11 protein-coding genes are annotated in these 13,104 nt (G+C 64.3%); 7 read left to right on the top strand and 4 right to left on the bottom strand.

Translation table 11 applies throughout. The features are described 5' to 3' along the window. The first annotated feature begins 123 nt into the window (after positions 1-123). The 5 genes from mltG to PAN31117_RS04050 all read left to right on the top strand — a co-directional run bounded on the left by mltG (position 124) and on the right by PAN31117_RS04050 (position 4,583). The gene (gene mltG / locus PAN31117_RS04070) at positions 124-1,119 is read left to right on the top strand and encodes an endolytic transglycosylase MltG (RefSeq protein ID WP_150737085.1); all 996 of its coding nucleotides are present in this window, start codon (positions 124-126) and stop codon (positions 1,117-1,119) included. A gap of 23 nt (positions 1,120-1,142) precedes the next feature. After that, on the top strand, positions 1,143-1,778 hold the full coding sequence (gene tmk, locus PAN31117_RS04065) for a dTMP kinase (protein WP_150737326.1): 636 nt from the start codon (positions 1,143-1,145) through the stop codon (positions 1,776-1,778). 194 nt (positions 1,779-1,972) lie between these two features. Next, positions 1,973-3,013: a DNA polymerase III subunit delta' gene (gene holB, locus PAN31117_RS04060; RefSeq protein ID WP_150737084.1), complete on the top strand. Its 1,041-nt coding sequence runs from the start codon at positions 1,973-1,975 to the stop codon at positions 3,011-3,013. 29 nt (positions 3,014-3,042) lie between these two features. Beyond that, positions 3,043-3,825: a TatD family hydrolase gene (locus tag PAN31117_RS04055; protein WP_150737083.1), complete on the top strand. Its 783-nt coding sequence runs from the start codon at positions 3,043-3,045 to the stop codon at positions 3,823-3,825. Positions 3,826-3,908: 83 nt separating this feature from the next. After that, on the top strand, positions 3,909-4,583 hold the full coding sequence (locus tag PAN31117_RS04050; RefSeq protein WP_150737082.1) for an ankyrin repeat domain-containing protein: 675 nt from the start codon (positions 3,909-3,911) through the stop codon (positions 4,581-4,583). Between the two features lie 62 nt (positions 4,584-4,645). Here the strand turns inward: PAN31117_RS04050 and PAN31117_RS04045 are convergent, their stop codons facing one another. From PAN31117_RS04045 to otsB, 3 genes are all read right to left on the bottom strand, one after another. Next, positions 4,646-5,464: a crotonase/enoyl-CoA hydratase family protein gene (locus PAN31117_RS04045; RefSeq protein ID WP_150737081.1), complete on the bottom strand. Its 819-nt coding sequence runs from the start codon at positions 5,462-5,464 to the stop codon at positions 4,646-4,648. A gap of 82 nt (positions 5,465-5,546) precedes the next feature. Further along, positions 5,547-6,965 (bottom strand): alpha,alpha-trehalose-phosphate synthase (UDP-forming), encoded by a 1,419-nt coding sequence (otsA, locus tag PAN31117_RS04040; protein ID WP_150737080.1) that lies wholly within the window; start codon positions 6,963-6,965, stop codon positions 5,547-5,549. Beyond that, positions 6,962-7,837 (bottom strand): trehalose-phosphatase, encoded by an 876-nt coding sequence (gene otsB, locus PAN31117_RS04035; RefSeq protein ID WP_150737079.1) that lies wholly within the window; start codon positions 7,835-7,837, stop codon positions 6,962-6,964. The genes otsA and otsB overlap by 4 nt, the downstream gene beginning before the upstream one ends. Positions 7,838-8,225: 388 nt before the next feature. Between otsB and PAN31117_RS04030 the strand changes: the two genes are divergently transcribed. Together PAN31117_RS04030 and PAN31117_RS04025 are read left to right on the top strand one after the other, a co-directional pair. Continuing rightward, positions 8,226-10,859, top strand: a complete 2,634-nt coding sequence (locus PAN31117_RS04030) for a PepSY domain-containing protein (protein WP_150737078.1) — start codon at positions 8,226-8,228, stop codon at positions 10,857-10,859. Between the two features lie 112 nt (positions 10,860-10,971). Beyond that, positions 10,972-11,256: an acylphosphatase gene (locus PAN31117_RS04025; protein ID WP_150737077.1), complete on the top strand. Its 285-nt coding sequence runs from the start codon at positions 10,972-10,974 to the stop codon at positions 11,254-11,256. Between the two features lie 86 nt (positions 11,257-11,342). Here the strand turns inward: PAN31117_RS04025 and PAN31117_RS27675 are convergent, their stop codons facing one another. Next, positions 11,343-12,986 (bottom strand): methyl-accepting chemotaxis protein, encoded by a 1,644-nt coding sequence (locus tag PAN31117_RS27675; protein WP_150737076.1) that lies wholly within the window; start codon positions 12,984-12,986, stop codon positions 11,343-11,345. Positions 12,987-13,104: the final 118 nt, after the last annotated feature.

Here is a 13,104-nt window from a genome sequence, read left to right as displayed (position 1 = left end):
GCCAGGACGTGCGAGCCCGGTTCGACGCGCAAATGCGCCGCCCGACACCGTTGCCGCCACGCGCGCCCGGCAGACGAGTCCCCCGAACCCGCTGTCGTCATTGCGCGACTTATCCTGCAATTCATGTACTTCATCAAACGTCTGTTTGTCCTGTTGATCGTCGCGGCACTGGCGGCCGGCGGCGCTTTCTATTATTGGGCACAAGCGCCGCTGCAACTGGGCAAGCCGACGCTGGACGTCACGATCAAGCCTTACAGCTCGGTGCGCAGTGTCGCCACGCAGTTGCGCTCGGGCGGCGTGCCGGTGCATCCGCTGCTATTCAATCTGCTCGCCCGCGTGATGGACGTGGGTACCAAGCTCAAGTCGGGCAACTACGAGTTCGCGACCGGCGTTACGCCCATGGAGGTCATGGACAAGCTTGCCCGCGGCGACGTCAACCAATACGTGGTGACGATCATCGAGGGCTGGACCTTCAAGAAGATGCGTTCCGAGATCGATGCCAACCCGGCATTGCGTCACGACACGGCCGGGCTGCCCGACGCCGACCTGATGCAACTCGTGGGCGCAGATCGCGCGGAAGCCGAAGGCATGTTCTTCCCCGACACGTACCTTTTTCCGAAAGGCACCAGCGACGTCGATATTTACAAGCGCGCTTATCGGCTGATGCAGAAGCGTCTGGACGAAGCCTGGGCGTCGCGTGCACCGGGCTTGCCGTACGCCACGCCGTACGAGGCGCTTATCATGGCCTCTCTCGTCGAGAAGGAGACGGGGCAGGCCGTCGAGCGCGGGCAAGTGGCGGCGGTGTTCGTCAATCGGCTGCGCAAGCGCATGCTGCTGCAGACCGACCCGACGGTGATCTACGGCATGGGCGATCTGTACACGGGACGTCTGCGCAAGCGCGACCTGCAAACGGATACGCCGTACAACACTTACACGCGCGCCGGCCTGCCGCCGACGCCGATTGCGCTGCCGGGCGTGGCGTCGCTGGCGGCGTCGCTCAACCCCGCGCCGACCGACGCCCTGTATTTCGTGGCGCGCGGCGACGGTACGAGCCACTTCTCGACCAATCTTCAGGAGCACAATCGCGCCGTGGACAAATATCAGCGAGGTGAGCAATGACGCAATCCCCGGACGCACCGGCCGTGGTGCCGGGCAAGTTCGTGACTTTCGAGGGCATCGACGGCGCGGGCAAGAGTACGCACGTGAATGCTTTTGTCGACGCACTGCGTCGGGGCCTCGCCACCGTTGGCCGTGACGTGGTGGCGACGCGCGAGCCGGGGGGGACGCCGCTGGGCGAAGCGCTGCGCAAGCTCGTGCTCGACGAGCCGATGGATATCGAAACCGAGGCGCTCCTGATGTTTGCGGGTCGCCGCGAACATCTGGTGAAGGTGATCGAGCCCGCGCTCGCACGTGGCGACTGGGTCGTCTCCGATCGTTTTACCGATGCGACGTTTGCGTATCAGGGCGGCGGGCGTGGCCTGTCACGCGACAAGCTGTCGATTCTTGAGCGCTGGGTGCAGGGCACGCGCCAGCCCGATCTGACGATTCTGTTCGATCTCGATCCGGCGATCGCCGCCGCGCGACTCGCCGGCGCCCGCGCGCCCGACAAGTTCGAACGGGAATCGGCCGCATTTTTCACCCGGGTGCGCGAGGAGTATCTTCGTCGTGCCGAGGAATCGGGCGGGCGCATCGTGCTGATCGATGCCGCGCAAAGCATCGACGCCATCGCAGAACAACTCGCCGACGTATTCGCACGGCTGGGATTGCCGGGGCACTAGGCAACACCAGGCGCGCTTGCGGAAAGAGACGGACTTCATCCGGTTTTCCCCGACGCGCGCATAATTCGGATATCCACGTCGATGGCTGACGTTGGGCACGTAACGATTTCCCGCGATCTCCCTCAGACACGCGAGTCGGTCGGCGCGCCCATGCAGCATCCGAAACACCTGCAACATCCGGCCAAGGAGCCCACATGCTGTATCCGTGGCAGTCAGAGGACTGGACACGCCTTAACGACCTGCGCACTCAGATGCCGCACGCCCTGCTATTGCAGGCGGTGCCGGGCATTGGCGAGGTGGTGCTTGCGCGGACGTTCGCGCAGGGCCTGCTGTGCGAATCACCGCGTGCCGATCATCTTCCATGCGGTACTTGCGGCGCATGCCAGTGGTTCGCGAGCGGCAATCACCCGGACTTCCGCGTGATTTGCCCCGAAGCGCTGGCGGACACGCTGCCCGGCGCAGACGCGCGCTCAGAGGCCGACGGCGACAAGAAGACGAAAACGCCGAGTAAGGAAATCAAGATCGAGCAGGTGCGCGAGGTCATCGACTTCGCCAGTCTTGGCTCGCATCGTCAGGGGCGTCGTGTCGTGTTGCTGTATCCGGCCGAGTCGCTCAACGTGCACGCGGCGAACGCCTTGCTAAAAACGTTGGAAGAGCCGCCCGAAGGCGTTGTGTTCCTGCTGGTGACGACGCAACCCGACCGCCTGCTGCCGACGATTCTGTCGCGCTGCCGTCGACTGGTGCTCACGCGTCCCGACGACGCGCAAGCCACGCAATGGTTGATGGGCGAGGCTGGCCTCAATGCAACCACCGCTGCGGCCGTGCTTGCGGAAGCAGGCGGTGCCCCGCTTGCCGCGCGCGCGCTGGCCGAGCCCGACGAGCGTGGCTGGCGCGACTGGCTGCTGGGGCAGCTCGCGCAAGGCGGCGCGATCGACGCTTTCGCCTGCGCCGAACAACTGCACAAGGGCAGCCTGCCGGGCATTCTGGAGACGTTGCAACGCTGGTGTTTCGACGTACTTGCCGAGCGCATGGCCGGTGCCGTTCGTTTCTTCCCGACGCAGGCACAGGCGTTGCGCCGCTGCGGCGATTCGACCGACGACGTCCGTCTGCTTGGCTTCCTGCGCGAGCTGGCGCAACAGCGTCAGGTGCAGAATCACCCGCTCAATACGCGCGTGCTGCTCGAAGCGCTTTTCCTGCAATACAAACAGTTGTTCGGTGGACCCGCATCGCTTTGATGCAGGTCGTCGGCAACCGATCGCACATCATGTTCATCGATTCGCACTGTCATATCAATTTCCCGGAGCTCTCCGAGCAGATGCCGGACTTGCTCGCCCGTATGCGCGAGAACAAGGTCAGCCATGCGCTGTGTGTCTCCGTCGATCTGCCGACGTTGCCGCAGGTGCTGGAGATCGCGGCGCAGTACGAAAATGTCTACGCGTCCGTAGGCGTGCATCCCGACTATGAGGACACACCCGAGCCGAGCGTCGACGATCTCGTGCGTCTCGCGGCCACACCGAAAGTCGTCGCCATCGGAGAAACCGGTCTCGACTACTACCGGCTCGAAGGCCGCAGCATCGAAGATATGGAATGGCAGCGCGAGCGGTTTCGCACGCACATTCGTGCTGCTCGCGCGACTGGCAAGCCGCTGATCATTCACACCCGCTCGGCCGCAGACGACACGCTGCGCCTTATGCGTGAGGAGGAGGCCGGCGAGCCGGCAGGCGTGATGCATTGCTTCACCGAGAGCTGGGATGTCGCGAAAGGCGCGCTCGATCAGAACTTTTACATCTCGTTCTCGGGCATCGTCACGTTCAAGAGCGCGCGCGATTTGCAGGACGTTGCGCGTCGCGTGCCACTCGATCGCATGCTGATCGAAACAGATTCGCCCTATCTCGCGCCGGTGCCGTATCGCGGCAAGCTCAATCAGCCGGGCTATGTACGTCATGTGGCGGAATTCATCGCGGATTTGCGTGGCGAGCCGTTGCAGAAGATTGCTGAGGCGACAAGCGAGAACTTTTTCCGCCTCTTTGCCACGGCGAAGCATTGAACTCGCATCGCGCGTAGCTTTCGAACCGACGTTTTTGCCGACGCTTTTAACTGAACTTCCCGGACGACCGATAGGAGCCCCCGATGCGTAAATTTTCAGTGATCCACGTCTTCACGCTGCTGAGCGTGTTGTGGCTGACGGCGTGTGCTACGGCCGCGACCTCCAATACGTCGCTGGTTAAGGCGGTCGTGTTTGACGACACCAACGCTGTGCAACAGGCGCTTAAGGCCGGTGTCGATCCGAACACGCGCGACGAGAAGGGCGATCCGTTGCTGGTAATTGCGATGCGCGAGAAGTCCGTTGGCGTCGCCAAATTGCTCATTGAAGACAAGCGTACCGATCTGGATGCCACGAATCGCGCGGGCGAGAACGCCATGATGATCGCGTCGCTGCAAGGCCTCACGCCGATGGTGAAGCTCCTGATCGACAAGGACGCCGAAGTCAACAAGAAGGGCTGGGCGCCGCTGCACTACGCGGCGACGAACGGTCATGACGACATCGTGCAAATGCTGCTCGATGCGTCGGCTTATGTCGATGCGGAATCGCCGAACGGCACGACGCCGCTCATGATGGCCGCGCGCGGTGGCCATATCAGCACGTGCAAGGTATTGCTCGACGGTGGGGCAGACGTTCGTCTCGCGAACCAGTTGAAGATGACGGCCATCGACTTTGCGAAGCAGGCCAATCAGAAGGAAATCGCAGACGGCCTGAGCAAGCGTCTGGCGCAACTGCCGCCGCTCCCCGCGCCGGCCCGATAAGGCCCTAAGCGTCGGTTGCTTTACTTCCCAACGCTGGGGTTACAGGCGGCACGAGGGCAGGGCTAAGGCGTCTCGCGCGGCGCACCGTGCCGGCCTGCCCCGGCCAGAAATGCACGGGCGCCGGCGACGCCTTCCGAGAACACGACCTCGTGTCCGGCGGCTCCCTCCTGACGCAGCGCTGCGTCCAACGGCAGATCCCACTGTGCGTAGGCCGCCCGGCGGTCGGCGCGCAGTGCGCCTTGCGGTAACTCGGCGATCTGATGCGCCAACGCAAGCGCACCCTGACACGCCATGCCTTCCGGCACCAGCCGGTTCACCAGCCCGATCTCGAATGCCTCCTGAGCGCCCACGGCGCGTCCGGTCAGGATCATGTCGAGTGCCCGGCTCATGCCGATCAGACGCGGCAGGCGAACCGTTCCCCCATCGATCAGCGGCACCCCGAAGCGGCGGCAGAAGACGCCGAACGTAGCGGAGTCGTCCGCGACGCGCAGGTCGCACCATAACGCCAGCTCCAGTCCACCCGCCACGGCATGACCGGTGACGGCCGCAATGACGGGCTTGTCCAGATGACGTCGCGTAAGGCCCATCGGGCCGTCGCCACTGCCATCGGGCGTGACGTCGTTGCGACGTTCGGGATCGTCGAAGGCCGAAAGATCCGCACCAGCGCAGAATGACGCACCCTTGCCGCATAGCACTGCGACGCGCGCGTTTTCGTCCTGCTCGAAGCCGAGCAGCGCGTCGCGCAACGCCGTCGCCATGTGGCGGTCGACGGCATTACGACGGGTCGGACGCGCAAGCGTGACGAGCGTCACCGGCCCGTCGGTCTCGACTTCGATGCACGGGGTGTCGGCAGGGTCAGAGGTGTGGCTCCGTTGGCGCATGGCATGCCTCCTTAGGGCGTCGTCCACGGCCGTCCTGCGTTGTCGTCGGACCGAATGTATCGGACCGGCGCAGGACCGGCAGTCAGGCCGCGGTGGGTTGGGCGCAGCGCAACAAGGCCGGAGTCGCGGCCGCCGGCGCGCGCAGATCGGTAATGAAACGGTCGCGCCACGTCGACAGGTTGTGCTCGCGCAAGGTACTCATCATGCTCTCGTGCCGCGACTGGCGCTCCGACAGCGACATGTTCAGCGCCGAGCGCAGGGCTTCGGCCATGCCGTCGATGTCGTAGGGATTCACAATCAGTGCGCCGTCGAGTTCCTGCGCCGCCCCGGCAAAACACGACAGCACCAGCACGCCGGGGTCGGCCGGATCCTGCGAGGCGACGTATTCCTTGGCGACGAGGTTCATGCCGTCACGCAACGGTGTGACGTATCCCACCTGCGATGCGCGGAAGAACGACATCAGCACTTCGTGATCGTAGCGCTTGTTGATGTAGCGCAGCGGCGTCCACGCCAGGTCCGAGAATCGGCCGTTGATATGACCGGCCAGCGTTTCCAATTGACGCCTGATTTCGCCATAACCCGCCACGTCGGAGCGGCTTGGCGGTGCCACCTGAACGAAGCTCACCGTCCCTTGCTGGTTCGGCCACAGCTCCAGCAGTCGTTCGAAAGCGCGAAAGCGTTCGAGCATCCCCTTCGAATAATCCAGACGGTCAACGCTCATGATGAGCTTGCGTTCCTGCAATCCTTGCTTCAGATCGAGGATGTGCTTGACGGTCGCGCGGGCAGTCGCCTGTTTCTGGATCTCGTCCGGATACACGCCGATCGGATAGACGCCCGTGCGCAAAGTTCGGCCGTACGCGGTGATCGTGCCGTCGCTGTTGAGCGTGGCGCCGCCGAGCCGGACCAGATAGTCGGTGAACGCAGTGCGGTCCGTCTCGGTCTGGAAGCCGACCAGATCGTATTCGCACATCGCGCGTACGAGCGCTTCATGCGGCGGCACCGTCATCAGGACTTGCGGCGACGGGAACGGGATGTGAAGAAAGAAGCCCAGTCGCTGGCGCAGCCCGATCTGACGACACGCCTGGGCGAAGGGCAGCAGATGATAGTCGTGCACCCAGATGAGATCGTCGTCTTTGAGCAGCGGGGCGAGCAGCGCAGCGAAGCGTGCGTTGACGTGGCGATAGCCGTTGTAATCGTCGCGTTGATACCGCGTGAGGTCGTCGCGGTAGTGAAACGTCGGCCACAGGGTCGCATTGGAGAAGCCGCGGTAGTACGTGTTGTAGTCGCGGCGGGTGAGCGGCACGGTGGCGAAGGTGACGTTGTTGCGATGCGCGATCTCGGGGGCGGTGGCGGGCGCCGCGTCGATCTCGCCGTTCCAGCCGAACCACATGCCTCCGGTGTCCTTGAGCGCATCGAACACGCCGATGGCCAGGCCGCCGGCAGTGGGTTTGCCCTCGGTCATGGGCGCGACCCGGTTCGATACGATGACTAAGCGACTCATACGTCTGTCTCCTGTGAGGGTTGAGGCGGGGCCGGGGAGGTGTCGCCGTGCAGCGTGAGCAGCCAGGCGGTGAGCGCCTCCGGCGAAGGCAGCCGGTGGTGCGCACAGGTTTCTCCGTCCCCGATCTTGATCGTGATGCCACCCAGCGCATTCACGTCGGCAAAACCGGCCTCGTCGGTGAGGTCGTCACCGGCAAACAGCGGCGTTCGACTCGCAAACGGGGCCTCGTTCAGAAGTGTCGAAATGGCGCGGCCCTTGCTGACATTGCTCGGGCGTAGTTCGAATACCAGCTTGCCCGGCTGTAGCGAGAACCGGTCGGCGTGCAGATCGGCCAGCGCGCGCATGGTGTCGCGCGCCACGCCTGCCAGTTCGGGCGCGCCGCGATAGTGAAGCGCCAGCGCACAGCCCTTGTTCTCGAGCAACAGCCCCGGATGTTGCGCGACCAGCGCTTGCAGCGGGGCGGCCATGGCGGCGACGCGTTCGGTGTCGGCCGCGTGACCTTCGGCACGCGCCAGCTTGCCGTTTGCATGACGAATCTCTGCACCGTGCAGGCCGGCGGCCGGCACGCGCAGCGGGGCGAGCAGGCCGTCGATCTCGTCAATGGCGCGACCCGATACGACAGCGATTGCACCGTTCGCCCGCTCGAACAGCCGCGCCAGCACACGGGCGGTGTCGCGAGGCAGTTTGACTGCGTCCGGACGCGCCGCCAGCGGTGCCAGGGTGCCGTCCAGATCGAAGAAGAATGCCACCGTGGCAATGTTGACGGCGTGCTGCGCAGGCGGATGGGCCGCGAACGCAGTCGCAGACGTCGCTGACGAGGGGACCGTTGGCGTCACGCTGGTGACGGGCGGGGAAGACGTTGTGGGTTGCATGGCTCTCCGTCGCTGTCGTGCCGCAGGTCCACAGGTCGTTCCAGGGCCAGCAGGAGGGCTAGGTATTGGGCAGACGAGACGTCACGTGCGGCGGTATTGAAGGGCGGGAGCGCGGATATCCGCGCGGAATGTATTCATCCTAGCCGCTCAAAAAGCGACAAGACGTCGTCCGATGTATGAAATTCCTGTCAGATGACGCCTACAGGCGGCGCGGCAGACGTTTGACGACATCCTCAAGACGAAGAAATATAAGTAGGTATTGAATATGAGAATCGTTTGCAATAACATTCGATAATTGCCGCATAGTGCTCCATCCGGGGAATGCGGCACGGCACACCTGCCACGCACGCGCCACCACCGGCGCACGGACGTGCGTCGGACGACAACAATGATGAAAAGACTGTGGTTTCAACTGCACTGGTTCTTCGGCATTACGGCCGGTCTGGTGCTTGCGGTGGTTGGCCTGACCGGCGCACTGCTTTCCTATTACGAAGAACTCACCCGCGCATTCAGCCCGGGTGTCATGACTGTGGCTGCGCGCGACACGGCACCTTTGACGGTACCTGACTTAGTCGCGCGCGTGCATGAGGCCGTACCCGACCGACGCATCTTGTTGATGACGGTCACGCGCAATCCCGAGGACGCCGTCGGTGTGCGACTCTCTATCGGTGACGGCACGCGCGGCGAGACCTATTTCGTCGACCCGTACACCGGGCAGATGCTCGGCCGCTCGCAGGCCGACGTCGTTTTCCGCTTCATCATGGACATCCACCGTTTCTTGACGGTGGACGGCATCGGCAAGCAGATCACGGGCGCGGCAACGCTGCTTCTGTTTCTGCTCGCGGCGAGCGGTTTATATCTGCGCTGGCCACGCCGGATCGGTAACTGGCGCGCATGGTTTCACATCGATTTCAAGAAGCAGGGACGTCCGTTCCTGTGGAATCTTCACGCCGTGATCGGCACGGTCGTGCTGGTGCCATATCTTTTGTCGGCGACGACGGGGCTGTACTGGTCGTACGACTGGTGGCGCGGCATGCTGTTCTCAATGGCTGGCGTCCAGCAGCCTGTGCGGAACAAGCAGCCGGAGAAGCCGAAGATGGCAAAGCAGGGCGACGCGAATGCCAAGGGCGAGCGCAAGAAGGCGTTGCCCGATCTGGCGTCGACCTCCGCAGACGACATGAGCACGGTGTGGGACAGCTTCGTCACACGCGTGCCCGATTACACGAAGGTCTATCTGCGCCCGTCGCAGAAGGCAGGCGGCCCGCTGCAAATGACGTGGCTCGACAAGTCCGTGCCGCATGAGCGTGCGTTCAGCCGGATGGATATCGAACCGGCGTCGGGTTCGATTCGCAACGAGGAGCGTTACGCGCAGAAGATGACCGGTGGCCAGTTGATGACGAGCATCTACGCGCTGCACCGTGGCAGTTTCTTCGGGCCGGCGGGCATCGTCGTCATGATGCTGTCGAGCCTGATGATGCCGGTGTTCTTCGTCACGGGCTGGATGCTTTATCTCGACCGGCGCAAGAAGAAGCGTGCATTGGCGGCGTCGCGCCCGGCGCAGGGTGCCGATGGCGTGAATGGCGAGAGTGGCCCGAGGGGGGGGAATGCACCGTCGAGCGGCGGTTCGTTCGCCGACGAAGGCGTGCTGATCGGATACGCAAGCCAGAGCGGTGTGGCTGAAGGTCTCGCCTGGCAGACGGCCGGTATGTTGCAGGGGGCGGGCGTGCCCGCACAAATTCAGCCGCTGGCGCGTATCGGACAGGCGCAGCTCGGCGCGGCCAAACGCGCGTTGTTCATCGTGAGCACGTTCGGTGACGGCGAGCCGCCCGACAGCGCGCGTCGTTTCTCCCAGCAACTGATGAATCAGGCGATGGCGCTGCCCAAGCTGCGCTTTGCCATGCTTTCGCTCGGTGATAGTCATTACGACACCTTCTGCGGTTTCGGCCGCAAGCTCGACGGCTGGCTGCGGGCGCAGGGCGGTGTGGCGGCGTTCGAACCGATTGAAGTCGACCGTGGCGATCCGGGCGCCTGGGCAAGCTGGCAGGAACGTCTGGGCGAATGGCTCGGTCGTCCGCTGGTTGCCATGAAGGCCGAGGATGGTCCGCGCTTTGCGTCCTGGACGCTTACCGAGCGCGAAGTACTCAATCCGGGCAGCACCGGTTTGCCTGCCTACCATCTCGCGTTCACGCCGCCGCAAGGCGCGCAGTGGGTGGCGGGCGATCTGGTCGAGGTGCTGCCGCGCCATACGGCCGCGCGTATCGATGCGTTCCTTTCGGGCAGCGTCTGGGCGTCGGACGTGCGCGTGAGCGTGGCCGGGCGCGAGGCGTTGCTGGGCGAGGCGTTGCGCGAGCGCGTACTGCCCGACGCCGCACCGCCGGCCGGCGTCGACTTGCAGGATTGGCTCGAACGTCTGGCACCGTTGCCCGAGCGCGAGTATTCGATTGCATCGACGCAGGACGAGGGCAAGCTGATGTTGCTCGTGCGTCAGACGCGCAATCCCGATGGCTCGCTGGGGCTCGGCTCGGGCTGGCTGACGCACGGTGTGGCGCTGGGCGATAGCGTGACGATGCGTGTGCGTCCGAATCCGGGCTTCCACGGCCCGGCAGACGCACGGGGCATGATTCTGATCGGCAACGGCACCGGGCTGGCCGGGCTGCGCGCCCATCTCTCGGCGCGCATCGCGAAGGGACAGGTTCGCAACTGGCTGATCTTCGGCGAGCGCCAGGCGAGTCACGACGCTTTCCACGACGCGACGTTGCGCGAGTGGCAGGCGCAAGGCGGTATCGCCCGTCTGGACCGCGTCTATTCGCGCGATCAGGCGGAGCGAATCTACGTACAGGATCACGTCCGCCAGTCGGCGCAAGAGATTGCGAAATGGGTGGCCGACGGTGCTTCGATCTACGTCTGCGGCAGTCTTGCGGGCATGGCCCCTGCGGTCGACGCGGCACTGGCCGAGGCCATCGGCGCAGACGCTCTGCTGGACCTCTCGGCACAGGGGCGCTATCGCCGCGACATCTATTAGACGTGCACCGGTGGTGTGCTAACGTAGTGACAGGGCTCGATAGTTATCGGGCCCTTTTTCCATCAGACGCCATCGAAGTTCATCGAACGTTCCGGCGACGGCAGGAGGCGCAATGACGACAACGTGGCAAATCGTGGTGCACGGGCTGGTGCAGGGCGTGGGGTACCGCGCTGCGTGCGTGGTCGAAGCGCGCAGGCTCGGTCTGGCGGGATGGGTGCGAAATCGCCGCGATGGTACCGTGGAAGTCATCGCGCAAGGCGAGGCTGCGCAGTTGCTGGCGCTGTGCGAGTGGATGCGTGAGGGGCCGCGAGGGGCGCAGGTGTCGTCCTGCGACGTTGACAAGGCGTGGGTGGCAGAGTCGCCGCTCAAAGGCTTCGAGCAGCGCGCCAGCATCTGAAGTCTCAGCGCGCCTGCCGCATTTGCATCCCCGCCGCAAGCCCGCCGAAGCGACGGCGGGCAGAGCGGGGCGGTACAACAGGGCTATCAGGCGGCGAGCGCCAGCGCGCCCGGTGCGCCGGCCGGAGCCGTGCCGCCCGTGCTGTGCGTCTGCGCGTGGCTGGCTTCGTGCGACGACAGACGGAACAGCGCCACCGACTCGCGCAGGCGGGCAGCCTGCGTTTCGAGCGCGGCCGCTGCGGCCGAGGCTTCTTCGACGAGCGCAGCGTTCTGCTGCGTCATCTCGTCCATCTGCGTGACGGCCATGTTGACCTGTTCGATACCGCTTGACTGCTCCACGCTCGCGGCGGAGATCTCGCCCATGATGTCGGTCACACGTTTGACGGACTGCACGACCTCCGCCATAGTCGAACCGGCACGCTCGACCAGACGCGTCCCGACCTCCACACGATTGCCCGACGCTTCGATCAATCCCTTGATCTCCTTGGCGGCCGAGGCGCTGCGCTGCGCCAGCGTGCGCACTTCGCCTGCGACCACGGCAAAGCCGCGGCCCTGTTCGCCCGCGCGTGCCGCTTCGACGGCCGCGTTCAGCGCCAGGATGTTCGTCTGGAAGGCGATGCCGTCAATGACCGTGAGGATGTCAGAGACCTTTTGCGAGGCTTCGGCGATGTCGCGCATCGTCGTCACGACTTCCTGAACGACGTCGCCACCGCGCGAGGCGGTTTCCGAGGCCGTGACGGCCAGCTGGCTGGCGGCACGAGCGTTCTCGGCGTTCTGTTTCACGACGGCGGTAAGTTCTTCCATGCTCGCGGCCGTTTGCTCCAGCGACGATGCCTGCGATTCCGTGCGACGCGACAGGTCGGCATTGCCATCGGCGATCTCACGGGCGCTGCCGTGAATGGCTTCGGTGCTCTCGCGCACCGTGCCCACCGTGCTGGCCAACCCGTCGCGCATGCGGCCGAGCGCACCGAAAAGCTGGCCCATCTCGTTGCGCGTACGTTGCTCGATGCGCTGGCTCAGATCGCCGGCGGCCATCCGCTCGAAGTACGCAATGACCTCGCGAATCGGGCGCAGGACGGCGCGCGCAAGCATGGCGCGGCCCCACAGGGCAAGCAGGAGTGCGATGACGAGCGTGGCGCCCATCGCGATGCGCATCACGTTGTAGCGCTGCTGAGCGGCGTCGTAGCGCGCTTGCTGACGCGCAACCTGAATGTCCTGAAGCTCGCGCATGAGCGTATCGACACCGTTGTAAGCGGCTGGTGCGACGCGCGCCTGAATCTGATGGAACCCGGCGACATCGCCTTGCTTGAGCGCGTTGAGCGCGGGCGTGATCACCTTATCGAAAAAGGCCTTGCGCTTTTCGTCGGCGGCCTTGGCCAACTCCGCTTCGTGTACATCTTCTTTGGGACGTTTCAGATAATCGTTCCAGAGGGCGTCGGAAGTGGCGATGTATTGGGTGCCTCGTTTGAGGACTTTGTCGGATTCTTCGGGATTGGCTCCGAGGCTGACGTACGACGCATAGGTCGCCATCGACAGGCGGGTTCGGAGGATTTGCTCGCCAGTTCCCTTGAGTTCGGCCAGGGCGGGGGTATCTTCCGTGGCCATCTTGCTCAGGGAGTCGTTGCTGGAACCGAGCGCCCAGAGGCCCAGCACGCTGGCGAGGACGAGAAGTGCACCAAGCAAACCTAGGACCAGTGTCAGGCTGGCCCGAATCGTAATGTTCTTATACATATTGATCGATGGATTGAATGCCCAGGCCGCGCCAGGAGATTGCGGGCCTCCCCGTCCATCGGTGAGTGCAAGACAGGGCATAGGGATTATCGGCATATGAGAAGCAGAACTTGAGCCA

It is taken from the genome of Pandoraea anapnoica, from assembly GCF_902459765.1.
Taxonomy (GTDB): domain Bacteria; phylum Pseudomonadota; class Gammaproteobacteria; order Burkholderiales; family Burkholderiaceae; genus Pandoraea; species Pandoraea anapnoica.
This window is presented reverse-complemented; position numbering and strand designations above follow the sequence as displayed.

Coding starts and splice junctions, on each gene's coding strand:
- mltG (WP_150737085.1), top strand. CDS start 124: ATGTACTTCATCAAACGTCTGTTTGTCCTGTTGATCGTCGCGGCACTG.
- holB (WP_150737084.1), top strand. CDS start 1,973: ATGCTGTATCCGTGGCAGTCAGAGGACTGGACACGCCTTAACGACCTG.
- PAN31117_RS04055 (WP_150737083.1), top strand. CDS start 3,043: ATGTTCATCGATTCGCACTGTCATATCAATTTCCCGGAGCTCTCCGAG.
- PAN31117_RS04050 (WP_150737082.1), top strand. CDS start 3,909: ATGCGTAAATTTTCAGTGATCCACGTCTTCACGCTGCTGAGCGTGTTG.
- PAN31117_RS04045 (WP_150737081.1), bottom strand. CDS start 5,464: ATGCGCCAACGGAGCCACACCTCTGACCCTGCCGACACCCCGTGCATC.
- otsA (WP_150737080.1), bottom strand. CDS start 6,965: ATGAGTCGCTTAGTCATCGTATCGAACCGGGTCGCGCCCATGACCGAG.
- otsB (WP_150737079.1), bottom strand. CDS start 7,837: ATGCAACCCACAACGTCTTCCCCGCCCGTCACCAGCGTGACGCCAACG.
- PAN31117_RS04030 (WP_150737078.1), top strand. CDS start 8,226: ATGATGAAAAGACTGTGGTTTCAACTGCACTGGTTCTTCGGCATTACG.
- PAN31117_RS04025 (WP_150737077.1), top strand. CDS start 10,972: ATGACGACAACGTGGCAAATCGTGGTGCACGGGCTGGTGCAGGGCGTG.
- PAN31117_RS27675 (WP_150737076.1), bottom strand. CDS start 12,986: ATGTATAAGAACATTACGATTCGGGCCAGCCTGACACTGGTCCTAGGT.